This window comes from Pseudofrankia sp. EUN1h, from assembly GCF_001854645.1.
GTDB lineage: Bacteria > Actinomycetota > Actinomycetes > Frankiales > Frankiaceae > Pseudofrankia > Pseudofrankia saprophytica.
Window position 1 is genome coordinate 95,336 of the sequence record NZ_MBLN01000073.1, and the last position, 25,771, is coordinate 121,106.

Consider the following 25,771-nt stretch of genomic DNA (forward strand, 5'->3'; position numbering starts at 1 on the left):
TGGTGGCCGGCGCGGAGCCGGGCCGAGAGATCAGGGACCTGGAGATCAGGACCTGGAGGCGGAGGCGGCCGACGAGGCCCGGCCCTCCGGCTCGCCGCCCGGACGCGGGATCTCGGCCATGGTCGGGACGCCCGCCTCGGCCGGAGCGGGCGCCGGGGTGCCCTCGCTGAGGCCGATACGGGCGTGCAGCCAGCGAAGCGGCGCCGGCGCCCACCAGTTGAGGTCGCCCGCGACCCGCATGAAGGCAGGTACGAGGACGCCGCGCACCAGGCTCGCGTCGAGCAGGATCGCCAGCGCCGTACCCAGGCCGAACATCTGCATGAACCGCACCGAGCCGGTCGCGAACGCGGCGAAGGTGACGGCGAGCAGCACCGCGGCGGTCGTGACGATCCGACCGGTGCGGGCGAGGCCGGTGGCGACGGCCTCGGTGTTGGGCACGCCCGCGTCGTGCTGCTCCTTGATGCGGGAGAGCAGGAAGACCTCGTAGTCCATCGACAGGCCGAACGCGATGCAGAACAGCAGCACCGGCATCGACGTGTCCAACGGGCCGGGCGTGAAGCCGAACAGCCCGGCGAGGTGCCCGTCCTGGAAGATCCAGACCGAGACGCCGAGGACCGCGCCGAGCACCAGCCCGTTGAGCACGATGGCCTTCAGCGGGAGGATCACGCTCCCGGTGAACAGGAACAGCAGCACGAACGTCGCGAGCGCGATCAGGCCGATGGCGAGCGGGAGCTTCGCGCTGATCACGTGCTTGCCGTCGACGAGGTAGGCCGGCTGCCCGCCGACGAGGACCTCGGTGTTCGCCGGCACCGGCAGCGCGCGGGCCGCGCGGACCAGGTCCTGACCGGCGCCGGACATCGGGTCGATCGACGGGACCACCTGCAGGAAGGTGCCGTCGGCCGAGGCGAAACGGGCCGAGGCGGGGCCGGCCGGCGTCGTCAGCGCGCCGTCGCGGAACTCCCCGGCCGCGCTGTCGACCCGGCCGACGCCCGGCAGCCTGGACAGCGAGGTGGCATAGCCGGCGAGCGTGTCGGTCGTGGTCGGGCCGTTGACGACGACGTCGAGCGCGCCGCTGATGTTGGAGCCGAAGTCGTCCCGCAGCACGTCGCCGACCGACCGGCTCGACCTGTCACCGCTGAGCACCCGGTCGTCCGGTGTGCCGAAGCTGACGTGCAGCAGCGGCGCGGCGAGCAGCAGGAGCAACGCGACCACCGGCAGCCCGGTCAGCAGCGGCCGGCGCATCACCTGGGTCGCGACGGCCCGCCAGAACGGCGACTCGGTGGCCTCCCGCGGCGGGCCGGCGGCCGCGGCGGCCGTGGGCGTGGAAGCCATGCTCTGCCGGGCGGCGCGGCGACGCCGGAACAGGCTGATCAGGCCGCCCACCCGCAGCGCGTTGACCCGCTCCCCGAGCAGCAGCAGGACGGCCGGCAGTGCCACCACGGCGGTGAGCATCGTGACCAGGGTGACGGCGATTCCCGCGTACGCCATCGACTTCAGGAAGAACGGCGGGAAGACCAGCATCACGGCGAGCGCGACGATCACGGTGGCACCGCTGAAGAGGATGGTGCGCCCGGCGGTCTGGACGGTCGCGACCGCGGCGGCGCGGCTGTCCTTACCGGTGGCCAGCTCCTCGCGGAAACGGCTCACCGTGAGCAGCGCGTAGTCGATGCCGAGGCCGAGCCCCAACGACGTCGCCAGGTTGACCGCGAAGATCGAGACGTCGGTCGCCTCGGCGATCACGGACAGCGCGGCGAACCCGCCGAGGATCCCGATCAGACCGACGCCCAGCGGGAGCAGTGCGGCGACGACGCCGGCGAACGCGAGGACCAGCAGGACGAGCGTGATCGGGATCGCGAACGACTCGGCGGTGGCGAGGTCGGCGCTCACGGTGACGCCGATGTCCCTGTTGACGCCCGCTGCGCCGCCCGGTCGCACGGTGACCGGGCCGGACGGGTCGACGGCGTCCTCGTACTTCTCGACGACGTCATCCGAGTGGTCGTCGTCCACCGAGGCGACGACCAGCGCCGCGCGCGAGTCGTCCGAGCGCAGCGCCGGGCCGGCGCCCGTCCAGTAGGAGGCGGCGCCGCGTACACCCGGCTCCTTGCCGAGCTGTGCGGTCAGCGACCGGCCGGCGGCGGCGACGGCCGGGTCGTCGACGGTGCCCGACCGCGCGGTGACCAGCAGGACGAGGTTGGGAGCACCGCCGAACTGGGTGTCGACGATGTCGGCGGCGCGGGACGAGTCGGACTTCGGGTCGTCGAAGCCGCCGGTCAGCAGCTTGCCGAAGGCACCGACGCCGAGCACGCCCGCCCCGAGCACGAAGACCAACGTGGCGACCAGGACGATGCGGGGCCGTCCAGTGACTGCCCCGGCGAGACGCGAGAACACCGTTGCCTCCTGCGAGCTATAGTCTCAAGAGAGAACAGTGTTCTCTAGCGCGAATGCTGTCAAGAGCAAATGCCGGCAAGAACGCTTGCCGCGCGACCGCCCTCGGTCCGTCGCGGTGGCCGATCTCGGCTGGAAGCTGGAAAGATGGCCCCGATGAACCCACTGGCACCGCGGCGCGAGCGGCTGCGCGCGGCGACGATCGCGGAGATCAAGCAGGCCGCTCGCGACCAGGTCGCGCAGGGCGGGGTAGCGGCGGTCTCGCTGCGCGGCGTGGCCAGGGCGATGGGAATGACACCGTCGGCGCTGTATCGATACTTCGACAGCCACGACGTGCTGATCGGCGAGCTGTGCGCGGACGCGTTCGGCTCGCTCGCGGACACGCTCGAGGCGGCCTTCGAGGCCGGCGTCGGCGAGCCGGACCAGGCCAGGCGCTGGCTGCTGCTGGCGAGGGCGTACCGCGACTGGGCACATGCGAACAAGCCGGAGTACGCGCTGCTGTTCGGGCCGAGCACCCTGGAGCTGGACAAGTCCGGGCGCTGCGGCGACGAGATGCACCGCGGCACCGCGGTGCTGTTCCGGTGCATGAGCGAACAGATGGCCAGCGGCGCCGTCGACCCCTCCCACCTCGACGAGCAGCTCGAGCCGGAGCTGCGGTCACGGCTGATCGACTGGGGGGTGGAGGAGAGCGCCCCGATCTCTCCCGCGGGCCTCGCCGGTTGCCTGATCGTCTGGACCCAGCTGCATGGGTTCCTGTCGCTGGAGCTCTTCGGCCACCTGCCACCGGCGCTCGGCCACTTCGACGACCTGTTCGACCAGCAGATGCTGGACGTCATCATCCGCATCGGCTACCGACACCCGGTCAGCATGGCAACGACCGCCGCGCCTTCCCCGGCGGGCTGGCTGGTGGGCAGTTCGACCCCCACCAGCCAGCCCGCCGCCTATCCGGCTCGGTAACCCCTATTGGTGATCCGGGACAACGGCCTCCGGGCGTGCGAAAGAAGATCATTTTCGCACGCCCTTTGGCCCTCTAGGCCGAGGTGCGCATCTTGCGGCCGAGCGCGTCGAGCGCCGCGCGCCGCGCGGTCATGATCTCGGGCAGCCGCGCCTGGTAGGCGGGCGTGCTCGCCAGCGGCGGGTAGAAACCGAGGCGCGGCATGAAGTCGGCCTGGTCGTAGCCCGACGGCCGGTGCAGCGCGTACTGCCGGCCCGGGAACAGCAGGTCGTAGTCGTCCGCGATCTCGCAGACCGTCACGCGCGGGTCGACCCGGCGGCGTTGGAAGTACGCCTCCAGTACGTCGACGGTGAAACTGATCTCGTGGAACTGCTTGACCAGGTCGAGGTAGTGCTGGCCGACCTGGTACTTGATCGGCAGCTCCACCTGGGCGCATTCCTCCGGCGCCAGCAGATCCAGGGCCAGGACCTTCACCGACGTCTCCACGCCGTAGCCCCGGGAGAACGCCAGCGCGGCGAAGACGTCCGCGTCGAGCACGAACTCGCCGATCAGGGGCTGGTAGGTCGTGGTGACGGCCGGGACGTGGCCGGAGAGCTGCTTCGAGTAGAGCGAGCGCAGCATCTCGGTGGTGCGCCCGCCTGGCTGGCCGCTCCCGGTGAGCCGGGGCGAGCTGCCGTTGACGAACATCAGGCCCTCGTCGGCGGTGACCGCCGCCGCGAGCCGGCCGACCGTGTTGGGATCGTAGTTCTCCAGATCGGAGTCGTGGAAGATCAGCCGGTTGCCGAAGGCGAGATAGGCGAGGCTGCGCATGGCTCCGGCCTTGCCGCCCAGCGACGGCGCCTCCGCGCCCGCGTGCGCCGCGAGCACGCTCTCGCCGCGCACCGCCCAGCTGGCGCCGGCGTCCTCGGCGATGTCTACCAGGCCGTGCTCGTCACCGTCGGAGGTCGGGTCGACGATCACGCCGATCTCGTCGACGGCATGCCGGTCCCGCATCCATCGATCCCGGATCTGCGCGATCATGTTGCCCAGGGTTTTCGCGGATTCCGGCCCCCTGGCCGGAATCAGCAGGCTCAGCGTGATTCCTCGCGCGAGCCTGTCTTCCTCGATCGCGTCGAGGTCGAGGGTGGTGGGATCGAGCGTTTGCACGGACGCCCCTCTCGGGTGACCTAGTGTGGTGTGGACATCCCCTCCACCCGGCCATGGGTTTTGTCACGCCCGTCGCCTGGAACGTCGTCGGAACGGGGTGCGGCCACCGCGTGCGAGTCGCGCCGAACCCGCACCACCCCGCTCCGGCTCGTGCGTCGCGACAGCGAGGGAGCTCACCCGGGCATCCGCCCGGCCCGGCTCCGCCCGTCGGCCGGAACACTTCCTCTCTATCCGTCCCGGCCGCCGGTGGCGGTACGGGTATCGAACAGCGACTCGCCAGCCCTGCTGACAACGCGGTCCGCCACAGCCGTCCTCGCCGCGGCGCGGATGACTGGGTGGTGGCCCGCGCGGGGCGGGCGATATCGAAAGGTCCTCCTGGTCAAAGTATCCGCAGTATCCGCTTCCGACCATTCCTCCCACCCGGGCACGGCGCGGGGCGTTAGCTCCCTCACACCCGACCCCCGGTGACGGTCGTGGTCGGTGGCGACATCGTCACTTTGACGCCCGTTGGCCTCATGGCGACGGGCAGGGCGTACCGGAGTTTTCAGTGTCCAACACGGATTACCCGCGGTCAGCCGGTTCGATGCGCGGGACGCGCAGCCGACACCCCGCCGTCACCTGACGTCTTCCGGATACCCGGCACTACCCGGACGAGCCATCCCAGGCCCGACGTCCGCCGCGACCTCTCCGCCGGGCGGACCTCACCTCAGTACGAACCGAACACCCTGAGCCGGCCATGGGTGCCGAGGTGGCCGTACTCGACGCGGTCGGCGACGACCACGCAGTCGCGGCCGGCGGCCTTCGCGGCGTAGAGGGCTCGGTCCGCGCGGTCGACCAGCTCCGCCGGGCTCGCGGGTGCCGCCACGACCGCGGCGGCGCCGACCGACACCGTCACGGTGAGGTGGACTCCGTCCGCGATGAGGACGGGGGTGGCCGCGACCGTCGCGCGCAGCAGCTCGCCGAGGGCGCGCAGGTCGTCCTGGCCGACTCCGGTCGCGAGCAGCGCGAACTCCTCGCCACCGTAGCGAGCCACCACGTCCCGGGACTGGGCCGCGGTACGCAGCCGAAGCGCCACCTCGGCCAGCGCGCGGTCCCCGGCGGGGTGGCCGTACCGGTCGTTGATCGACTTGAAATGGTCGATGTCGACGAGGAGGAGGGCGAGCGCCCAGCCGCGCGGTGCCGCTCGCGCCGTCGCCAGCGCCAGCCGGGTCTCCAGGAAGCGCCGGGTACACAGGCCGGTCAGCACGTCGGTGTTGGCGAGCCGGCGCTGCTGGGCCTCGGCGCACCGCATCCGGATCATGATCAGAGCGGTCGACACGGCCATCGCCAACGCGATGACCAGCTCGGTGTGGGAGTCAGCGCGCCCGCCCTGCAGGACCAGGGTGAGCGGGGCGATGAGGCCGGCGAGATAGAGCACCAACAGCCGGGCGCGGCCAAGCCCGGCGGGTCGGTGCGCGGGCTCGGCGATGCCGGCCATCGTGGGGTGCAGCGCGGCGGCCCCCAGGGCGATGTTCCCGGCAAGCCAGGCGCCCTCCAGCCCGCCGCCCAATGAGTACCCATCGCTGAGCTGCCGCAGGGAGTAGCCGGCATCCGCGGCGAGGATCACGAACAGGCTGGCGGTGAGCAGGCTGAACGCCGGCGGCCGGCTACCGGTGCCCAGAACGAGCCGGACACCGATCACGAACACGATGAGGTCCGCGATCGGGTAGGCGACCCACATGACGGCGACCGCGGTGGACAGCTCGCCGTCCAGGCGCGGCCTGACCAGGTGCAGGTACGCCACTGTGGCCGCGCAGGTGGCGGCCAGCAGCCCGTCGAGCAGGCCCGGCAGGTCGCCGCCTGGCGTCCGTCGACGGACGATCGGCAGCAGGCCGGCGACCAGCAACGGGTAGTGGGCGAAGTAGAGCCCATCGCTGATCGCGACGAACGCCGTCGAGGCGAACAGGTAACGATCGACGCAGAAGGCGATGCCCGCGCCGGCATAGACCAGCTGGGAGATCCCGATGAGCAGCCAGGGCGACCGGGGCGTGGGGCGGAACCGCAGGAGCCCGACGAACACCGCGCCGGCGGCCGAAACGCTGGTGGCGCAGTAGACGGTGAACCGCGCGACCACCCAGCCGCTGGTGGTGGTGGAGCCCGCGCCGTACCCGCCGATGTAGCAGCTGGAGATCGCGACGGCGCCGAAGGCCACATAGCCCAGCCAGAGCCTGCCCGCCCACAGCAGGGGCGGCATGGTCACCCGCTCGACGGCCGCGACGGGCAGGCGGACGAGGCTCACCGCGGCGCGGCCCGCGGCCGCCCACCCGGCCAGGCCCGCCGTGCCATCGGGCGGGTCGCCGGACGCGCCGTGTTCCCGCGCGGGTAGCCGAGCCGGCGACGGCGAGCCGGCTCGACAAAGATCATCGATCGATGCCATGCGCAGCCTTTCGCCAGAGGGCGCCATGACGCGGCGCGCCAGGGCGGCCGCCGCACGTGGGGACACGGCCGCCGACGTCGTCGCGACGCCGTCTCGCGGCGCCGGGAGACGTGTCGCGCGCGCGATCTCGGCCGTGCGAGTGCTCGCGACGGCGCCGGCAAACCGTTCGCCTACATACCGGTAGTGCCTGTTTGCCACCGGGAGCCGACGCACCGCGAGCCCCAACGCAACAGTATCGAGTCGTCGCTCTTCGTATAGATCACACCATGGAACATGTGCCTTACTTGTCCAGAATTTGTTCCATTCGGTTGCAGGGTGCATTCGCCCCCACGCGGCCTGGGAGCCGGGCGGGACCAACGCCACCGACCACAACCCGGCCGACACGGCGGCCCGTCGGATGTCTGGCGTCACACCGGTCGGGTACGCGACTGCCCGTGGATGACCACGGATGTCACAGTCCCCGGGTCCGGCTCGTCATGTCCGGGACCGCGACCCCGAAGGGAACGAGGAGACGATGTCCGGGTTCTTGCAGCGACTGGGTGGGGCCTGCGCCGCCCACCCCTGGCGGGTGGTCGGCGCCTGGGTCGCAGCGCTGGTACTGACACTGGGCCTGGCGGGCACGTTCGGCGGCGCGCCCCAGGACAACTACGACACCCCGGGCCTGCCCTCGCAGGCGGCGACCGACCTGCTGCGGGCCGGCTTCCCCGAGGTGGCGGGCGCCGACGCGCGCATCGTGCTGCACGACCGCGACAGCCCGCTCGACGCCGCCGTCACGACCGCCGTCTCCAGGAACCTCGCCGGCGTCGAGCACGTCGACCTGGTCACCCCGCCCCGGCTGTCCGCCGACGGCGACACGGCGCTCATCACCGTCTACTACGACCGGCCGGTCACCCACGTGGGCGGCAAGAAGGCACTCGACGAGCTGGTCGCGGCCGTGGCCGGGCCCAGCCGGGCCGGCGGCGTCACCGCGGAGATCGGCGGCCAGGTCGCGGAGAACATCCAGAAGGTCGACGGCACCGCCGAGGCGATCGGCATCGCCGCCGCGCTGGTCATCCTGCTGTTCGCCTTCGGCTCGGTCATCGCCGCCGGCGTACCGCTGGCCGTCGCCCTGATCGGGCTCGGGATCGGCTCCGGCAGCGTCACGCTGATCGCGGCTACGACCCAGGTCAGCACCATCGCCCCCACCCTCGGCACGATGGTCGGCCTCGGCGTGGGCATCGACTACGCCCTGCTGCTCGTCACCCGGCACGTCGAGGGCCTGCGCGCCGGCCTGCCGGTACGGGAGGCGGCGGCCAGGGCCACGGCCACGTCCGGGACCTCGGTGCTGTTCGCCGGCGCGACCGTCGTGCTGGCGCTGATGGGCCTGCGCCTCGTCCACCTCAAGACCTACTCCACGACCGGCTTCACCACGGCCCTGGTCGTCGTCGCGGTCGTCGCGACGTCGCTCACGCTGGTGCCGGCGCTGTGCGGCCTGGCCGGTCAACGGCTGCTCGGCCGAAAGGCCCGCCGTGCCCTGGCCACCGCGGCGACCGCCGGGGCCGGCGGCGCGGCCGGGGCCGGGGCCGGCGGCACGGCCGACGCCGGCCAGGGCACCACCGACGGCGCACCCGCTGCCACCTCAGCCAGGGAGCCGCTCACCGCGCGCTGGGCCGCCCGGGTCGGCCGCCGGCCGCTGCCCTGGGCGCTGGGCGCGCTCGGGTTGCTGCTCGCCCTCGCCGCCCCGGTGCTCGACATGCGCACCTGGCCGCAGGACGCCGGCAGCCAGTCGACGTCGCTCACCCAGCGGCGCGCCTATGACCTGATCGCGGCCGAGTTCGGGCCGGGCGCCAACGGCCCGCTGCTGATCGCCACGGACCTGCGCACGCTGCCGAAGGCCGAGCTCGGCCCGCTGGCCGCGAAGATCCGGGCGACTCCGGATGTCGCCGGCGTCGCCGACCCGATCTTCTCCGCCGACGGCTCGACCGCGTTGCTCGTCGCGGAGCCGACGGTCGGCCCGAGCGACCCCAGGGCATCCGCGCTGGTCCGCCACCTGCGAGCCGACGTGCTGCCGGGCGGCGCCGAGATCACCGGCTGGACCGCCTCGTTCACCGACATCTCCGCCCTGCTCGCCGACCAGCTGTGGGAGGTCGTGGCCTTCGTCGTCGGCGTCTCGGTGCTGCTTCTGTTGCTGGTGTTCCGCTCGCCGCTGGTCGCGCTGAAGGCCGCGGTGATGAACATGCTGTCGATCGCCGCCGCCTACGGCGTCATCGTCGCCGTCTTCCAGTGGGGCTGGGGCACCGGCCTGCTGGGCCTGCCACATGCCGTGCCGATGTCGAGCTGGCTGCCACTGCTGATGTTCGCGGTGCTGTTCGGGCTGAGCATGGACTACGAGGTGTTCCTGCTCTCCCGGATCCGGGAGGACTGGCTGGCCACCGGCGACGCCCGTGGCAGCGTGACGCGGGGGCTCGCGAAGAGCGGCCGGGTCATCACCAGCGCCGGCCTCATCATGATCGCCGTCTTCGCCGGCTTCGCGCTGGACCCGGACGTGACCGTGAAGATGATCGGCCTCGGCATGGCGGTCGCCGTCCTTGTCGACATGACCGTCATCCGGCTCGTGCTGGTGCCGGCGACCATGGCCCTGCTCGGCCGTGCCAACTGGTGGCTACCGCGCTGGCTCGACCGGATCCTCCCGCGCATCGACCTGCRCGGCGAGAGGTCCGCGGCGCCGGCGCTGGCCCTGCCCGCGCCGCGCGGCGAGCCATCCGACGAGGCCGACGAGGCCGACCAAGCCGACGAACAGCCGGCGGTCGTCAGCTGACCAGATCGCTGGTGGCGAGGCGCTCCAGGCCTCGCCACCAGCCCGACCACCTGAGCCGTCTCAGGCGAAGTAGCGGGAGATGAACTCGGCGACGCAGACCGGCTTGGTCTGGCCCTCGAGCTCGATGGTGACCTGGTTGACGACCTGGACGCCGCCGGTGACGTCCTCGACCGTCAGGTTCTTGATGTGCGCGCGCAGCTTGGAGCCCACCGGCACCGGCGCGGGGAACCGCACCTTGTTCAGGCCGTAGTTCACCGCCATCGAGATGCCCTCGACGTGGACCACGTCATGGAACAGCACCGGGATCAGCGAAAGCGTGAGGAACCCGTGCGCGATCGGCCCGCCGAACGGCCCGGCCTTCGCCTTCTCGACGTCGACGTGGATCCACTGGTGGTCCCCGGTGGCGTCGGCGAACGTGTTGACCTGCTCCTGGGTCACCTCGATCCAGCCGCTGCTGCCCCATTCCTGCCCGGCCAGCGCCTTGGCGCCCTCGATCCCCTGGATCGTCGTGACCATCCGTCTCCTCCAAGCTCCCACCGAGCGCCCGGCTCGCCCGGCCATCACCCACGCGCCTGGCGCCGCGCGCCGCGGCGAGCAGTATCCCAACCCTCGCGCCCAGATGCCCGGTTCCCGCAGGGTGCCCCGCTCAGCAGGGACGTCGCGGTACGCGCCGAGACGGCGGGCTGGCCATGGTGTCTCCCCCCGGGCTGGCGAGACGCCGCTCGAGGAAGGTGAACGCCTCGATCACGTCCGCGGCCTCGAAAGCCCGGTTGCGCCGCCCGACCGTTATCTGTCGGAGCACGCCGACGTCCACCAGCCGGCTCACCGCCTCATTGGCGGTCTGCACGCTGCGCCCGGTGAGCTCGGCCGCGGAGCGCACTGTGAGCACCGGCGCGGCGGGCAGCATCCGCAGGAGCCGATCCAGGGTGGAGTCTGGGCGCGCCGGGCCGACTCGCTGACGCCAGGCCTCCTGGAGGGTGCCGATTCGCCTCTCGAAGTCGCCCGCGTCGGCACAGGCTCGAACGCAGGCGCCGGCGAACGTGCCGATCCAGGCGTCGTCCGCGGCCCGGGCCTGCTCGGAGTCCGAGGGCCCGAGGTACCGGGTCGCGGTCAGCGCCGCCACGTAGTCCCGCGACCGGGTCGCGAGAACCAGCGAGACGGGCGGGAGCACGTCAGGCGCGAGGCCCCGCCGACGCAGAACCATGTGGATCAGCGCCCGACCGGTCCGGCCGTTTCCGTCGACGAAGGGGTGGATCGTCTCGAACTGCGCGTGCGCGACGGCGGCCTGCGCCACAGCCGGCAGGCCATCGTCCGCGCAGAACGCGCAAAGATCCTCCAGGAGGTCGGGCACGGCTTCCGGCGGCGGTGGCACGAAGGCCGCGGAGCACGGGTTGTAGCTACTGCCGCCGATCCAGTTCTGCTCGGTCCGGACCTTGCCGCCATACGGCTCCAGCCGGCTCCCGGCGAGCAGCCGTTGGTGGATCTCCAGCAGGGACGCCACCGTGATCGGGTCGCCGGCCCCCACCAGCTCCGACGCGCGGACCATCGCGTCCACGTTGGCGAGCACCTCGGCGGCCGTGACGTCCGTCACCGGCTCTCCGAACTCGCGGCTGGCTTCTTCGCGCAGCAGGCGCCGACCGCCGACCTCGAGCCCCTCGATCCAGGACGAGCCGACCGACTCGGCTCGCAGCAGGATCCGGGCCAGCACCTCCATGCCGCGCAACGCCACCGCGTCGCGGTTGAGGGCGGCGATCGCATGCTCCGCGTCGACCACGTCGGCCGCGGTCAGCCCGTCCAGCGTGAACGCGCGCCCGACGAGGGGATCCGGCAGGTAGGCGTCGTACTCGCACGACAGCCGGTCCTTCCTCGACAGCCCAGCACCGAGGTCACTCTCCCAGCGGCGCCGCACGAGCTGTGCCACGATGACCTCCATATTCAGGCGGATCGAGCATAGCCTGAATATGGAGGTCTGATCTTCCGGCGGCGGCGCTAACCGGCAGTGCCAACGGGGGTGAGCGGGCGGGCGGCCGAGCGAGCGCCCGGGACGGTGGCGGCGTCCGCGGCCGTCAGGTCGTCGGCGAAAGCCTCCGGCGGCGGGCAGGTGCAGACGAGGTTGCGGTCGCCGTACGCGCCGTCGATCCGCCGGACCGGGGACCAGTACTTCGCGGTGCGCAGCGATGCCACCGGGTAGGCGGCCACCGACCGGGGGTACGGGTGGTCCCAGTCGTCGCCGGTGACCATCTCGGCGGTGTGCGGGGCATTGCGCAGCGGGTTGTCGTCCGCCGGCCAGGTGCCGTCGCCCACCTTGTCCGCCTCGGCCCGGATCGCGATCATCGCGTCGCAGAACCGGTCGATCTCGGTCAGGTCCTCGCTCTCGGTCGGCTCGACCATCAGCGTGCCGGCGACCGGGAAGGACATCGTCGGCGCGTGGAAGCCGTAGTCGACGAGCCGCTTGGCGACGTCGTCGACCGTCACGCCGGTCTCCTTGGTGAGCTGGCGCAGGTCGAGGATGCACTCGTGCGCGACCAGGCCGCCCCGGCCGGTGTAGAGGACGAGGTAGTGGTGGCGCAGCCGGCTGGCGATGTGGTTCGCGTTCAGTACCGCGACCGACGTCGCCGCGCGCACGCCCTCGGCCCCCATCAGCCGCAGGTACACCCACGGGATCATGAGAATTCCGGCTGAGCCCCACGGGGCCTCGGAGATCGGGCCGATACCGGTTGCCGGGCCCGCCTCCGGGCAGAGCGGGTGGTTCGGCAGGTAGGGCAGCAGCTTCTCGCCAACCGCCACCGGGCCGACGCCGGGGCCGCCGCCGCCGTGCGGGATGCAGAACGTCTTGTGCAGGTTGAGGTGGCTGACGTCCGCGCCGAACCGGCCGGGGCGGGCGAGGCCGACGAGCGCGTTCAGGTTCGCCCCGTCGACGTAGACCAGGCCGCCGGCGTCGTGCACGATCGCGCACGCCTGGCCGATGCCCTCCTCGTAGACGCCGTGCGTCGACGGGTAGGTGACCATGAGCGCGGCCAGCCGCGACGCGTGCTGCGCGGCCTTCGCGGCGAGGTCGGCGAGGTCGACGTTGCCGTCGTCGTCGCAGGCGACGACGACGACCTTCATCCCCGCCATCGCCGCGCTCGCCGCGTTCGTGCCGTGCGCCGACGACGGGATCAGGCAGACGTCACGGAAACCGTCGCCCGCGGTGTGGTCGCGGTGGTAGGCGCGGATGGCGAGCAGCCCGGCCAGCTCGCCCTGGCTGCCGGCGTTCGGCTGCAGCGACACCCCGGCATAGCCGGTGATCTCGCTGAGCCAGCGCTCCAGGTCCGCGATCATCTCCAGGTAGCCGGCGGCCTGGTCGAGCGGCGCGAACGGGTGGATCTCGGCGAACTCGGGCCAGGTGACGGCCGCCATCTCGGCGGTCGCGTTCAGCTTCATCGTGCAGGAGCCGAGCGGGATCATCCCGCGGTCGAGCGCGAAGTCCACGTCCGCGAGCCGGCGCAGGTAGCGCAGCATCGCGGTCTCCGAGCGGTGGCTGTGGAACACCGGGTGCTCCAGGTAGCCGGACGAGCGGACGAGCGCCGTCGGCAGCGCGCCGGCCGCGTCGAGGCCAGGCACGGCCGGCGGCGCCTCGCTGGGGGCCGGGACGCCGAAGGCGGCCCAGACGGAGTGCAGGTCGGCGTCCAGCGTCGCCTCGTTGCAGGAGATCCCCACGTGGTCGTCGTCGACGAGGCGCAGGTTCACGCCGTGCTCCAGCGCCGCCGCGACGACCTCGCCGGCCCGCGCGGGCACCCGGGCGAGCACCGTGTCGAAGAACTCGTCGTGGACGACGTCGACCCCGCCGGCGCGCAGCCCGGCGGCGAGCCGGACGGCGTGGGCGTGCACGGTCGTCGCGATCCCGGCGAGCCCGGCGGGCCCGTGGTAGACGGCGTACATCGAGGCGACCACGGCCGGCAGCACCTGGGCGGTGCAGATGTTGCTGGTGGCCTTCTCCCGGCGGATGTGCTGCTCGCGGGTCTGCAGCGTCAGCCGGTAGGCCGGCTTCCCGGCGGCGTCGACCGAGACGCCGACGAGCCGGCCGGGCAGCATCCGCTCCAATCCCTTGCGCACCGCCATGTAGCCGGCGTGCGGGCCGCCGAACATCACCGGCAGCCCGAACCGCTGGGTGGTGCCGACCGCGATGTCGGCGCCGAGCTCGCCCGGCGAGGCGAGCAGCGTGAGCGCGAGCAGGTCGGCGGCGACGGTCACCGTCACGGCGTGGTCGCGCGCCTGGGCGATGACGCCCCGCAGGTCGCGGACCTCGCCGTTCGCGCCGGGGTAGGACAGCAGCAGGCCGAACGTGTCGGCCAGCACGGCCGCCGGCAGCTCACCCGCGGCCTCCGCGGGGCCCTCGCCCGGCTCGGCGGGCAGCGGTTCGGCCGGGCCCTCGCCCGGGGCTGGCGCCGGGCGAGGAATGACGCCCTCGCGCAGGTCGGCGACGTGCACCGTCAGGCCCAGYGCCTCGGCCCGGGTCCGCACGACGGCGATCGTCTGCGGCAGCGTGTCGGCGTCGATGAGGAAGGTCGAGCGCTTCTTCTTGTCGACGCGGTGGGCGAGCTGCATCGCCTCGGCCGCCGCCGTCGACTCGTCGAGCAGGGACGCGCCGGCGGTCGCGAGGCCGGTGAGGTCGGTGACCACCGTCTGGAAGTTGAGCAGCGCCTCGAGACGGCCCTGCGAGATCTCCGGCTGATACGGCGTGTAGGCGGTGTACCAGGCCGGGTTCTCCAGCACGTTGCGCTGGATCACGCCGGGCAGCACGGTCGGGTGGAATCCGAGCCCGATCATCGAGGTCACCCGCCGGTTGCGGCCGGCCAGCGCGCGCAGCTCGTCGAGCGCGGCGCTCTCCGGGACCGGCGCCGGCAGCTCCAGCTCGGTGGATCGGATGGCCGCCGGCACGGCCGCGTCGGTCAGCGCGGCGAGCGACGAGTAGCCGAGCGCGGCGAGCATGGTCGCCTGAGCCTCGGCGTCTGGCCCGATGTGGCGGTCGACGAAGGCGCGATAGGCGGGGGCCGGGAGCGCCGCGATCGGGAGCGTGGTGGTGGCCGGGGTCGGGGTGGTGTCAGGCACGTGTCGCTCCGCAGGTCAGGCGGCACCGGCCTGGTACCGGCCCCGCTTCGGGGTCCGGGGTTACCCCCGGTAGGCACGGCAGGCGTTCGACCACGGAGGGGTCGCTCGCCTCGGCCTCCCCCTCTGTCATCGGCCTGAGAGCTTCACCGGGCAACCTCGTGCCCGGTTTGCACCGTCGGCGGGACACCCAGCGGCATCCGCTTTCCAGAGTTGCCTGACCCGGCGGTTGGGGGCCTGAGAGTTTGTGGGGAGATCTTGCTCCTTCGGCGCCTCGGGCTGGCTTGCCCGGGACTCTCCCGCACGGGTGTGAGCGGCACAGTATGTGGTTGTGACCCCGGTTCGCGGACCCGCGAGCCGACGCCGACCCGACCACCGGACGGCTCGCCAGCAGGTGGAAGAGGTCTGTATCGAGACTATCGGCGGCGCGCAGGCGGCGCGACCGCGACCACGGCCACGAAACCGCCCCGCAACGTCACCCGGCGGAAGTCGCGCCTGGCAGGGCGCCACAGCCGCGCGTCGCGTCACCAACCTCACATCGCGAGCTGAAGGGGTGCCCGATGATCGACGGACGCGGATCATCGGGCACCCCCGCGCGCGACCATGGCGAATCCTGGCTTGCCAGCGGTCCCGCCGTCACCCCGCGCGACTTCCCGACGCCGACGCGACGCGCCGGGTCACCTGCGGGCGGCGGCGGTGGCGCGCCGGTTGGCCTTCTTGATCGCGGAAATCAGCTCGTCCCTCGTCATCCGGGTACGGCCGGGGATCTCCAGCTCGCGGGCCATCTCGCGCAGCCGGGTCAACGGAGCGGTCGCGTTCACGCCCTCGGCGGTCGGACGCGGCCGGCGTACGCTCGCCGGCGCGCTCTGCTTCGCCCGCGCGTCGGACGGCCCGGGTGACGACTTCGGCCGCCAGTGGTCGCCGACCTTCTCGTGGGTGTGCTTCAGCGCGGCGTACGCGGCCCGGTGCGCGCGCTGGCCCTCGCCGTAGGTGCCCACCGCCGAGTCGTGGGCTTTCTTCCAGGTGCGGACGGCCAAACCGTCGGACCGCGTGATCGTCGACGGCACGCCGGCGCACGTCTGGTCGGCCTGCTCCGCCTTACGGGAACGGGAAGCCGTCTTGGTAGGAGTCGTCGTCTTGGTAGGGCTGGTACGGGTCATCTTCGCGGGCATCTGCTTGGTAGGCAACTGCATCACCTCCGCTGGAGCCCTCGTCGTCAGGACGAGGGTCGAGCCGGCTCGACCGAGGCGCCGGTCACGCCCTGAGGCCGGCGTCTGCCCGGGCATCCTCTGTTCGAGTCGCGCACCGCCGCGATCGAAGTGCGCGTCCGGCTCGGTGTCTGTCGGTGAGTTCCCGGCGGGCGCAGCGCAAACCGCGCCCCCACCCACCTTCGACGACGAATGCTCGGTCCGCAGGGGCGCGCGACCAATCGACGCTGGTTGTGCGCGTTTGGTCAGCGGAGGTTTCCGCCCACTTCAGCGGGCCCGCGAGTTCAGCGGGTGCGCTACCTCACCTGGTCGGCGCCAGCCTTGGCCGCCTCGACGTCGGTCGAGGCCCCGCCTCGCTCCCGCTCGAAGAACGGCTCGACCGCCCGGTCGGACGCGGTCTGGCGGGCGACCTGCCTGGTCATCTCCTCGTCGCTGGCGCCCGCGCCCGCCTCCGCGGTCCTGCCCCGAGCCGGCCCGGTCGCTGGCCTCGAACGCGTGTCCGTTCCCTTGGCGGCTCGCCCGCCGGATGGAGTCGACATCGTGCCCCTCCTCCGTTCGCCTGCCGTTCTCGTCCCGTCGCGCAAGTACCCGGCGGGTCCGGACAGAACCAGCCCTGGAGGGATGGGATCGGCGTCAACCGCGAAGAGCGGGCGCAGATGTGCCGGAGAGGCGGGAGATGTCAGCAGATGTATGGAGCGGCTCCATACCTGACCCGCGACACCTGACCCGCGTCAGAGCGCCTCGTCGAGAGGCTGGTAGTCGAATCTCGGGGCGGGGTAATCCGGAGCGCCGAGGAAATCCGGATCAAGGAATCCCGGATCGGGGTCACCCCAGTCGACATCCGACGGGCCGAAGCCACTATCCAGGCCCGGCGACGGCGGCACATCGCCATTTATGTTGACGTTTATTACGTTGGCGTAGATCTGCACCGTAGGCACACCTTCGCCGGTAGTTGCCGGCTGGATGAGGTCGGTGGGCCAGGGCGGCGGCTCCGAAAACCCGAGCCCGCCAGCTGTGTCAAGAACCGGGATGTCCGTCGCCACCGTCGGCGAGATCACGGTCTCGGTCCCCGCGTCGTCGCTGCCGACGGCCGTCGCCATGCTCGTCACCGTCCCCTGCGGGGGGATGTCGGTCGCCCCGTAGAAGTACCTCGCGGTGCAGGTCATGGAGGCCCCGGCCGCCAGCGTCGAGCTCGGGCAGATGATCGGCGTGAGGCCACCGGCGGCGAGGTCGTCCTGGACCGAAACGAAGATCAGGTCACTGAAGCCGACATTCCCGACGGTGTAGAGGAGGTCCACGGCGCCCGGGTCCACGAAGGCCATGTGTGTCGTCAGGGTGAGCTCCGGGCCGGTGCCGCCGGCAGGCATGGCGTCGCCGGCATACGTGACGTCGCCGGCATATGTGACGTCGTCGACGGGCGTGCCGTCGCYGGCATACGTGACGTCGCTGGCAGGTGCGACGGCGCTCGCGGGCGCGGCGGCGAGGACCAGTCCGGCCGCGGCCAGGCCCGGGATCATCGTCACCGCGGCCAACGCCCGCCGTCGCGGACCGCTCCGGCCGCCGAACAAGCCCGATGACGGCCGCAACTTTGTTGGATCCATCGGTACCCCGCTTTGTCGAGCCCCCGGAGACAGACGAGCAGTACACGAATATTACCGAACGTAGTCACTTGAGTGGTGAAGGTGACGAGCGGTGTGTCAGGCGCCGTCCAGTGGGCAGGCGGCGGCCGGGGGCGCGACGATGGCGAGACCGATGACCAAGGGAGCCGATCGATGCCGCACCTGGAACACGACGGGGACGTGTACGTGCTGGATCTCGGCGACGGCGAGAACCGGTTCACTACCCCCTGGCTGACGGCGGTGAATGCCCTGCTGTCCGAGGTCGAGGACGCCGACGGGCACAAGGCGCTGGTCACCACCGCGCGCGGGAAGATCTGGTCGAACGGGCTCGATCTGGACAGGATTCTGGCGTATCCGAGCGAGCTGGGCTCCTATCTGAACACCGTGCAGGCCCTGCTCGCCCGGGTGCTGACGCTGCCGTTCGTCACCGTCGCCGCCGTGCAGGGGCACGCCTTCGGCGCCGGCGCCATGCTCGCGCTCGCGCACGACCAGCAGGTGATGCGCGCCGACCGCGGCTACTGGTGCCTGCCGGAGGTCGACCTGGGCATGCCGTTCACCGCCGGGATGACGAGACTGCTCACCGCGCGGCTGCCCGCCAGAACGGCCGCCGAGGCGATGGTCACCGGCCGCCGCTACGGCGGCGTGGACGCGTTCGAGGCCGGGATCGTCGACGCCGTCGCCGCCGGAACCCTCACGGACGCCGCGGACCTCGTCGCCGCGCAGCGCGCCGTTCTCCTCGCCGCGCTCGGCGTCGCCCGCCCGCTCACGGCCAAGGCGTCGCCGGCGCTCGGCAAGATCAAGTCAGGCCTCCACGCCGACACCGTCGCCGCCCTGCAAGCCGACGAGAACGCCCGCCTCGCCGCGTTTCCGCCGGTCGGCTAGCTCCCGCCAGCCGGCGGCGGGCAGCGCGTCCGCCGAGGGGTGCCGAGGGGCTAGGCGGCGAAGTCGAAGATCAGGCGGTCGGGGGCGGTCAGCTCGGTGACCCGGTAGCCGACGACGTCGTCGAGGCCGACGCCCAGGTGGACGTAGCCCTCGAAGTCGCCGGCCATGGCGACCTGGCGCACCGCCGGCAGGCCGCCACCGGTGACCGGCGAGCGCAGCGTCGACCGGCCCGCGTCGTCATGGGCGTCGGCCGGGTGCAGCACGATCTCGAAGTGCGCCTGGCCGGCCAGCGCGAGCGGTGAGCCCTCGCCCGGCCTGACCACGTCCTGGACGTAACGAGCCGAGTACCCGGGCAGGCCGCCGGTGAACTCCAGGACGATCCGGTCGAAGCTCAGGCCGCCCTCGACGTTGTGCGCCGCGCGCACCTCGACCAGCCGCGGCGAGGGGCTTGTCGAGCGGGTGAGCGACGTCGGGCCGCTCGACCAGGTCGGCGCGTTCCCTCCGACGCTCGACGTGGGCGACGCTCCGGGAGCCGGGGTCGCGCTCCCGCCGGCCGAGGTGGACGCCACGGCGGCCGAGGTCGTCGTGACCGGTTCCGGCGAAGGCGAGCCGCCGCCGTCCGAGCAGGCGGACAGCGCGCCGGCCAGCAGCGCCAGCGCCGGCGCGACGACGCGGGCGCCGCGCACCCGCCGAGACCGCTGTGCCCGCCGAGACCGAAATGGCGACCCGAACCGCGGCATGACGGCCTCCGACCTGGTTCCCTGGCTCGCCCGACGACGACCGGGAGCGACGACGCTACGCCAGCAGCGCGGCGTCCGAGTGAGAAATATGTCTATACCGGTCACGGCACCGCCGCCACGGCCACCACCCGGGTGCCCGCCGGGACCGACGCGGACAGGGCGACCGCGTCGCCGAACGGGTAGACCCCGCCGGCCGCGTCCACCAACCAGTAGCCGCGGCCGCTGGGAGTCGCCGCGATACCGACCACCGCGGCCGGTGGGGAGGCGGGCGAGCCGACCTGGCCGGCCGCGCCGTGGGCCACCACCGCGCCGGCCGCCGTGACGGTCCAGTAGCCGGAGCCGGTCGGGCTCGCGGCGATGCCGACGGCGCGGGCGGACCCGGTGGCGGCGGTCGAGGGCGTCACGCCGGCCGCGATGCCGCCGGCGTCGCCGAACGGGTAGACCCCGCCGGCCGCGTCCACCAACCAGTACCCGCCACCGGTCGGGGTGGCGGCGATGCCGACGACCGGCGCCGCCGGCGCCGCCAGGAGCGACCCGTAGCCGGCAAGGCCGCCGTGCGCCGCGACCACGCCGACGGCGGTGACGGTCCAGTACCCGCCCCCGGTGGGGCTGGCGGCCGCGGCGACCACCGGGCCGCCGCCCGCGCCCGCCGGCAGCGACGCCGCGTCGCCCACCGGGTGGCCGGCGCCCGACGCGTCGACGAGCCAGTAGCCATGGCCGGTCGCGGTCGCCGCGATCGCGACGGCCGCCGGGTCGGTGCTCCCCGCGCTCACCGCTCCCGCCGTGCCACGGGCGATCACCGACCCCGAGTCCGTCAACAGCCAGAAACCCGGCGGCAGCGGTGAGCCCGCGCCCGGCGGCGTCGGGGCGTGCCCGGGCGCCGTGGTCGGCCGTGCCGGCGCGGTGGTCCGTCCCGGTGAGCCGGCCGGCGTGGCCGCGGCGGTGGTCCGCGGCGGCGCCGGGGCGGTGGAGGGACGGGCCGTCGGCGGACCGGCCGCCGGGGTGCCGGTCCCGGCGCCGCCACGGCCGCCCCCACCGTCGTCGGCGTCCGGCGGGGCGGGCTGCGCGCCGGTGCCCGGCCGGGGGCCCGCCTGGCCGGCGTCACCCTGGTCGGTCCGGTGGTCTTCCGCCGCGGCGGTGTCGCCGGGTCCTGGCTGGGCGGGGCCCGCGGTCTGCTCGGGTGGCTGGGTCGCGGTGGGCTCCGGCTGGGGTGGCGCGGCGGTGCGGCTCGGCGTCGGCCGCGGGTCCGTCGGCCCCCGCGAGGTCGGCGGCTGGCTGGGGTCGGGCCTGCCCGTACCGCTAGGCCGGCCGCCGCCAGGGCCGCCGGGCTGGCCGCCACCCCGGCCGTTCCCATCGTTCCCGCCGTTGCCGTTCCCGCCATTGCCGTTGCCACCACCACGGCCGCCGCCGAGGTCGCCTCCCCAGCCGTCGCCGCCGGGGGCTCCTCGACCCGGCCAGACCTGCCCCCGCCCGTCACCCGGCCCCGCGCCGCCGGCCGGCTGGGACGGCAGGCCGCCGGGCGTCCGGCCCGGCGGCAGTGGCTTCGGCGTGGCGGTGTGCTCGCCGCCGGGCAACGCCGTCCCGAACTTCAGGATGGTCCGCGGTGTGGCGCCGTCGACGAGGACGACGTTGGGGCCGGCCTCGTCGTTGATCCAGAGCTGGCCGTTCTGGACGCCCGCGGTGATCCGGGCCTGGCCGCCCGCCGGCGCGACCTGCACCGGCGGGGCGAAGCGCCCGGTCGCGGGGTCGTAGGCCCAGACCACGCCAGCGTCCGAGTCCGGCACGTAGACCTGGCCGTCGTGCCAGACCGGCGCGCCCAGCTGGCGACCGCCGGCGGTCGCCCCGGTGCCCGACCCCGTCGCTCCGGTGCCCGACCCGCCATCCGCGCCCGACCCGCCATCCGCGCCCGACCCGCCATCCGCGCCACCCGCGATGCCGGCGGCGGCACCGCCGGCCCTGGCGAGCGCGGCCAGGTCGATGCCGGCTCCGCCGATGGCCGGCAGGTCCGTCGCGCTCACCCGGCCCGCGTCCAGGTCGACGAGCACCAGCCGTCCCGTGGCCGGCTCGGCCAGCGCTAGGACGTGGCCCTCGGTCCGCGCCGGCACCAGCACCTGACGCCCGCTGTCGGCACCGGCCGCGCCGCTGTCGACCGGCAACCGCAGCGGCGCCTCGACGCCGTCGGCCGTCAGCCGGGAGACCGTGCCCGCCGTGCGGTCGACGATGACCGGCGATCCGCCGACCACCGCCGCGTCGATCCGGTCGCCGGCCGTCGCCACGGGTACCGGTGTTCCCGGCGCCCCCGCGCGGACCGGGACGACCGTGCCGGCGCTGGGCACCGGCACCCAGAGGGTCCCGTCCATGGTCTGGGCGACCGCGCCGAGGCCCGGCGGGAAGGTGACCGGCGAGCCCAGCTCGGCCAGCGTGCGCGGGTCGAGGCGGGTCACGAGCCCGCCGGCCGCGTCGATGGCGTAGGCGTCGCCGCCCGCGGCGCTGACCGTCGTGCCCCGCGGGTACGCCACGGTGGCGACGATCTCCAGCAGCGCCGGGTCGATCCGCAGCACGGTCCCCGCCGCGGCGTCGACGACGATGACCGCCGCGCCCGGCGGCACGGCCCCCAGGCCTGCGGCCGGGTCGTTCGCGCCAGCCGAGCCACCGATGGCACCGGCCGGGCCGGCCGGGCCGGTCGACCCCGGCCCGGTCGCCCCGGGCACGGCCGGGGTCGCCGGCGCCTCCGGGTTCGCGGCCGCCGCCTCCGCCGCGGCCGCGGCGGAACGAGACGCCTCGGCGGAGCGGGTCGCCGTCGGTGTGGCGAAGTCGGTGAGCACGGCCAGCTGGTGCCCGGCCGTGCCGGGAAGGGCGACGGCCGCGTCCGCGACCCCGGACGGGCCGTTGACATGGAACAGCAGGCCGAACTGCTCGCTGACCAGCCAGCCCCCGCCGTCACTCAGGTCGAGCGTCACCGGCCGGGAGCCGCGCCCGAGGACGGTGGCCGCGACGACGGTGGCCAGCGCGAGCGCCGCGACGACCGAGGTGACCTGCCGGGCACGTCCCGGCCTCGCTGGGACGCGCCCCGGCTCACCCGGCCCGGCCGGCTCGGCGGGCTCATCGGGCCCGCCAGGCCCGCCTGGCGGGCCTGGCGGGCCGGAGGCGGGGCGGTCCGCCGGGCTGCCGGGGTCGCCCTGCCCGGTCGGGCCTGGCGGCAGGGCGCCGCCCAGGCCGATCCGGGAGGTCGGCGGTCCGTGAGGGCCTGTGCGCGTCACGGCACGTCTGACGTCGGGATGTACCGGTGGGTTGCGCCCCGATCTTCTCCGTATGCGCGGGGTTACCCCTACTTCGTCCTGAAATCATCCACAACCACGAGATCCACAACTCCTGGGCGAGCCAACGCAACGAACTCGACAGGCTCGCCGTCGTATGTGAGCGAACCGCTTCGGACCGTGGGGACACGGGCGCGCACACCGAATGCGGTTCCGGGTGGCTCCCCCCGCCGCCCGCGGGCGGGTCGCGCCGGATCGTCCCCCTCGGACGGCGCGGCCCGCCCTCACCGCGGCTGGGTCTGGTCGCTCCAGAACCTCCAGCACGCGAGAACACCCGGTCAGCTCGCGAGGCCCGGTCGGCCAGGCAGGCCCCCAGGCCGTGCCCGCACGCCGGCTGGTCCGCGCGCGTCCGGCGACCCATGATCGCCGGCACCTTCGCCGGGGCCTCCAAGCCATCACGAACTCGGTGCCCATCAAGAACTCGGTGCCCATCAGGAAGGAGTGGCTGTGACGATCGCCGGTCCCGAGGGAGGCGACGGACGGTGAGCGACGAGCTGGACACGTTCGCGGCCGCGTTCGCCGATGTGGTCACGAACGTCGAGCGCGTGATCCGCGGCAAGCGGGAGGCGATCGAGCTCGCGGTGATCTGCCTGTTCGCGGAAGGCCACCTGCTGATCGAGGACGTCCCGGGGCTCGGCAAGACGACGCTCGCCCGCAGCCTCGCGGCGTCGGTGAACGCCAGCTCCCACCGGATCCAGTTCACCCCCGACCTGCTGCCTTCCGACATCACCGGCACCACGGTCTACAACCAGCGCCTCGGCGAGTTCGGCTTCCGGCCGGGCCCGGTGTTCGCGAACCTCGTCATCGGCGACGAGATCAACAGGGCCTCGCCGAAGACCCAGTCCGCGCTGCTCGAGGTGATGGAGGAGGGGTTCGTCACCGTCGACGGCACCCGCTACCAGGTGCCGCTGCCGTTCATGGTCGTCGCGACGCAGAACCCGGTCGACATGGACGGCACCTACGCGCTGCCGGAGGCACAGGTCGACCGTTTCCTGATGCGGCTGCGGCTCGGTTACCCCGGGACCGACGCGGAGCTCGAGATCCTCGAGGGCCACCAGGTGGGCCGCCGCGTCGAGGACCTGGCGCCGGTCATGCGCGCCGAGGACGTCGTCGCCCACACCGAGCGCACCCTGTCGGTGCACGTCGCGCCGGCGCTGCGCCGCTACATCGTGGACATCGTCGCCGCGACCAGGCGCATCCCGGACGTGCTGCGCCTGGGCGCGAGCCCGCGCGGCAGCATCGCGCTGCTGCGCGCGGTGCAGGTGCGGGCCGCCGCCGGCGGCCGCGAGTTCGCCACCCCGGACGACGTGAAGACGCTGGCGAAGCCGGTGCTGGCCCACCGCCTGGTGCTCAGCCCGGAGACCGAGCTGAAGCGGGTGACCGCCGAGGACGTGGTCGACGAGGTCGTGCGGGCGGTTCCGTCGCCGCGCCGCCTCGTGGGCGTGTAGCCGATGGGCGCCTACCCGCCGGGTCCAGGTTCGTCGGGCCTCCACCTGGTGGACCTGACCGACCCGGCCTCTGACCAGGACTCTGACCGGGACCCGAGCCCACCCGCTTACCCGGGCACGGACGAGGACATCGACGCGGGCCTCGCGGACGCGGGCGAGGAGGACACCTCGACGCCCCGCGGCGCGCGGTCCATGCCCACGGCGGCGGACGCCGTCCCATCGGCACCCGCCGCCGTCATGCCGGCACCGGCGAGCGAGCCGGTCGTCGTCACCCGCGTCACCCCCCTGGGTCTCGGGCTGCTCGGCGTCGCGGTCGTCCTGGCGGCCGGGGCGGCCGTGCTGCGCTACCCGGAGCTCGTGGCGCTGGCCGCGGCGGCGGTCTGCGCGCTGCTGGTCGCGGCGCTGTCGGTGGCCCGCAGGCCGCGGCTGCGGGCGACGCTGCGGGTGGACCCGAGCGGTGTCGCCCGGGGCGAGCCGGCGGCACTGGCCATCGAGATCCACAACCCCTCCCGGCGTCCCTCGCCGCCTGTGCGCCTGGACATCCCCTGGAGCCACGGCGCGGGCGCCGGCATGAGCCCGGGCGACGGCTTCGCCGGCCGCCTGGAGGGTCGGGTGGGCGGCGGCACGGCCGCCCACCCGATCGGGAAGATCGTCGTCGACGTCCGCCGGGTGCCCGGCGCGGGAACCCGGGCGTTCGACATCGCGCTCGACACGCGGCGGCGCGGCGTGATCTCGCTCGGGCCGGTCCTGGTGCGCCGCGCGGACCCGTTCGGGCTGGTGAGCTCGACGGCACGGCTGTCCGCCGCCGGCGTGCTGCGGGTACGGCCGCGAGCCCGCCCGCTCGGCGCGCCACCGGCCGCGCCCGCGCGGGACCCGGACGGCCGGACCGCCGACGGCGCCGCCGGCGGTGTCATCTTCCACGGGCTCCGGGAGTACGTCAGCGGCGAGGATCTGCGGTTCGTCCACTGGCCGTCCAGCGCCCGCACGGGCGTGCTGATGGTCCGCCAGCACGTCGAGCCGAGCGAGCCCGCCTCGACCGTCGTGCTGGACACCCGTGCGGACGCCTACCCGCCCGGTGAGGTCGGCGCGGAGACCTTCGAGGAGGCCGTCGACGTCGCCGCCTCGGTCGTGCTCGGCTGCGCGCGGGAGTCGCTCGGCGTCGTCCTGCTCACCACCGGCGGGGTACGCCGCGCCGGCCGGGGCCGGGTGCCCGAGACCGAGGCGCTGCTCGACGAGCTCGCCGAGATCGCGCTCGAACCGGCGGGCACGCTCGAGGTGCTCAGCACGGTGCGCCGCGGCGGCGTCGGGACGCTGGTCGTGGTGACCGGCGGCTTCGACGGCGGCCAGCTGCGCGCCGTCGCCCCCGTCGTCCACCGGTTCGGACAGGTGGTGGTGATCCGGGTCGGCGCGCGCAGCCTGGCGGCCGCCAGGGCGCGCTCGCGGCGTACGCCGGCCGAGCGGCCCCGGCTGCGCAGGGCGGCGGACCTGGACGCCGCGGCCCTGCTCGGCCGGTTCGACCTGATCGGCCGGCCGAGCGACGTGGGCACCAGTGTGGCGGGCCGGCTGCGGGTCCTCGACATCCCGGATGCCTCCCGGCTGCCCGAGGCCTGGCCGGTGGGCGGCCGGGGACGGGCCGCGGCCGGAGTGCGGTCGAACACGCGCGCGGGCTACTTCGGTGGCGGGGGCGCGTGAAGGGGCAGGACGGTCCAGACCTGTTGGAGAACCTGCGCCGCCGCGAGCGGCGCGAGTCCTCTCCCGGACCCGCGGGAT

The 25,771-nt window shown here is 73.7% G+C and carries 16 protein-coding genes and 2 riboswitches; of the genes, 5 read left to right on the forward strand and 11 right to left on the reverse strand.

The features are described 5' to 3' along the window. Positions 1 to 45: 45 nt before the first annotated feature. On the reverse strand, positions 46 to 2,388 hold the full coding sequence (locus BCD49_RS28720; RefSeq protein ID WP_007514950.1) for an MMPL family transporter: 2,343 nt from the start codon (positions 2,386 to 2,388) through the stop codon (positions 46 to 48). 153 nt (positions 2,389 to 2,541) lie between these two features. Between BCD49_RS28720 and BCD49_RS28725 the strand changes: the two genes are divergently transcribed. Further along, positions 2,542 to 3,342, forward strand: coding sequence for a TetR/AcrR family transcriptional regulator (locus tag BCD49_RS28725; protein ID WP_106410163.1), 801 nt, complete (start codon positions 2,542 to 2,544; stop codon positions 3,340 to 3,342). Between the two features lie 73 nt (positions 3,343 to 3,415). On the opposite strand, the gene BCD49_RS28730 is transcribed toward BCD49_RS28725, so the two are convergent. Both BCD49_RS28730 and BCD49_RS28735 read right to left on the reverse strand, forming a co-directional pair. Beyond that, entirely contained in the window at positions 3,416 to 4,486 is a 1,071-nt protein-coding gene (locus BCD49_RS28730; protein WP_007514948.1) for a hypothetical protein, read from the reverse strand. A gap of 706 nt (positions 4,487 to 5,192) precedes the next feature. Next, positions 5,193 to 6,902: a GGDEF domain-containing protein gene (locus BCD49_RS28735; protein WP_007514946.1), complete on the reverse strand. Its 1,710-nt coding sequence runs from the start codon at positions 6,900 to 6,902 to the stop codon at positions 5,193 to 5,195. 514 nt (positions 6,903 to 7,416) lie between these two features. Between BCD49_RS28735 and BCD49_RS28740 the strand changes: the two genes are divergently transcribed. After that, on the forward strand, positions 7,417 to 9,699 hold the full coding sequence (locus BCD49_RS28740) for an MMPL family transporter (RefSeq protein ID WP_071042109.1): 2,283 nt from the start codon (positions 7,417 to 7,419) through the stop codon (positions 9,697 to 9,699). Positions 9,700 to 9,759: 60 nt separating this feature from the next. On the opposite strand, the gene BCD49_RS28745 is transcribed toward BCD49_RS28740, so the two are convergent. The 6 genes from BCD49_RS28745 to BCD49_RS28770 form a co-directional block, all read right to left on the reverse strand. Next, complete coding sequence (locus BCD49_RS28745; RefSeq protein ID WP_007514944.1) at positions 9,760 to 10,215, reverse strand: MaoC family dehydratase; 456 nt, start codon at positions 10,213 to 10,215, stop codon at positions 9,760 to 9,762. A 130-nt stretch (positions 10,216 to 10,345) separates the two neighbouring features. Then, positions 10,346 to 11,620 (reverse strand): Fic family protein, encoded by a 1,275-nt coding sequence (locus BCD49_RS28750; protein WP_007514943.1) that lies wholly within the window; start codon positions 11,618 to 11,620, stop codon positions 10,346 to 10,348. Between the two features lie 68 nt (positions 11,621 to 11,688). Continuing rightward, positions 11,689 to 14,748, reverse strand: coding sequence for an aminomethyl-transferring glycine dehydrogenase (gene gcvP, locus BCD49_RS28755; RefSeq protein WP_035927063.1), 3,060 nt, complete (start codon positions 14,746 to 14,748; stop codon positions 11,689 to 11,691). A 158-nt stretch (positions 14,749 to 14,906) separates the two neighbouring features. After that, positions 14,907 to 15,003, reverse strand: a riboswitch (glycine riboswitch). Next, positions 15,004 to 15,099, reverse strand: a riboswitch (glycine riboswitch). Between the two features lie 365 nt (positions 15,100 to 15,464). Beyond that, positions 15,465 to 15,974 carry a ChaB family protein gene (locus BCD49_RS28760; RefSeq protein WP_007514941.1) on the reverse strand — a complete coding sequence of 170 codons (510 nt, stop codon included), beginning with the start codon at positions 15,972 to 15,974 and terminating at the stop codon, positions 15,465 to 15,467. A 317-nt stretch (positions 15,975 to 16,291) separates the two neighbouring features. After that, complete coding sequence (locus BCD49_RS28765; RefSeq protein WP_007514940.1) at positions 16,292 to 16,534, reverse strand: hypothetical protein; 243 nt, start codon at positions 16,532 to 16,534, stop codon at positions 16,292 to 16,294. 192 nt (positions 16,535 to 16,726) lie between these two features. After that, positions 16,727 to 17,512: a DUF7507 domain-containing protein gene (locus BCD49_RS28770; RefSeq protein ID WP_071042110.1), complete on the reverse strand. Its 786-nt coding sequence runs from the start codon at positions 17,510 to 17,512 to the stop codon at positions 16,727 to 16,729. A gap of 255 nt (positions 17,513 to 17,767) precedes the next feature. On the opposite strand from BCD49_RS28770, the gene BCD49_RS28775 reads away from it, so the two are divergent. Beyond that, positions 17,768 to 18,496, forward strand: coding sequence for an enoyl-CoA hydratase/isomerase family protein (locus BCD49_RS28775; protein ID WP_007514938.1), 729 nt, complete (start codon positions 17,768 to 17,770; stop codon positions 18,494 to 18,496). A gap of 50 nt (positions 18,497 to 18,546) precedes the next feature. On the opposite strand, the gene BCD49_RS28780 is transcribed toward BCD49_RS28775, so the two are convergent. After that, a complete protein-coding gene (locus tag BCD49_RS28780) occupies positions 18,547 to 19,182 on the reverse strand; it encodes an AMIN-like domain-containing (lipo)protein (protein WP_035924550.1) in 636 nt (211 codons plus the stop codon). Positions 19,183 to 19,337: 155 nt separating this feature from the next. Next, positions 19,338 to 22,496 (reverse strand): hypothetical protein, encoded by a 3,159-nt coding sequence (locus BCD49_RS28785; RefSeq protein ID WP_071042111.1) that lies wholly within the window; start codon positions 22,494 to 22,496, stop codon positions 19,338 to 19,340. A gap of 539 nt (positions 22,497 to 23,035) precedes the next feature. Here BCD49_RS28785 and BCD49_RS28790 point away from each other — a divergent pair. After that, entirely contained in the window at positions 23,036 to 24,001 is a 966-nt protein-coding gene (locus BCD49_RS28790; RefSeq protein WP_007520403.1) for an AAA family ATPase, read from the forward strand. A gap of 3 nt (positions 24,002 to 24,004) precedes the next feature. Next, complete coding sequence (locus BCD49_RS28795) at positions 24,005 to 25,693, forward strand: DUF58 domain-containing protein (RefSeq protein ID WP_007520401.1); 1,689 nt, start codon at positions 24,005 to 24,007, stop codon at positions 25,691 to 25,693. The last annotated feature ends 78 nt before the right edge of the window (positions 25,694 to 25,771 follow it).

Bases quoted from the DNA above. Each gene is read 5' to 3' on its own strand.
- BCD49_RS28725 (WP_106410163.1), top strand. From the start codon at position 2,542: ATGAACCCACTGGCACCGCGGCGCGAGCGGCTGCGCGCGGCGACGATC.
- BCD49_RS28735 (WP_007514946.1), bottom strand. From the start codon at position 6,902: ATGGCATCGATCGATGATCTTTGTCGAGCCGGCTCGCCGTCGCCGGCT.
- BCD49_RS28745 (WP_007514944.1), bottom strand. From the start codon at position 10,215: ATGGTCACGACGATCCAGGGGATCGAGGGCGCCAAGGCGCTGGCCGGG.
- BCD49_RS28765 (WP_007514940.1), bottom strand. From the start codon at position 16,534: ATGTCGACTCCATCCGGCGGGCGAGCCGCCAAGGGAACGGACACGCGT.
- BCD49_RS28775 (WP_007514938.1), top strand. From the start codon at position 17,768: ATGCCGCACCTGGAACACGACGGGGACGTGTACGTGCTGGATCTCGGC.
- BCD49_RS28795 (WP_007520401.1), top strand. From the start codon at position 24,005: ATGGGCGCCTACCCGCCGGGTCCAGGTTCGTCGGGCCTCCACCTGGTG.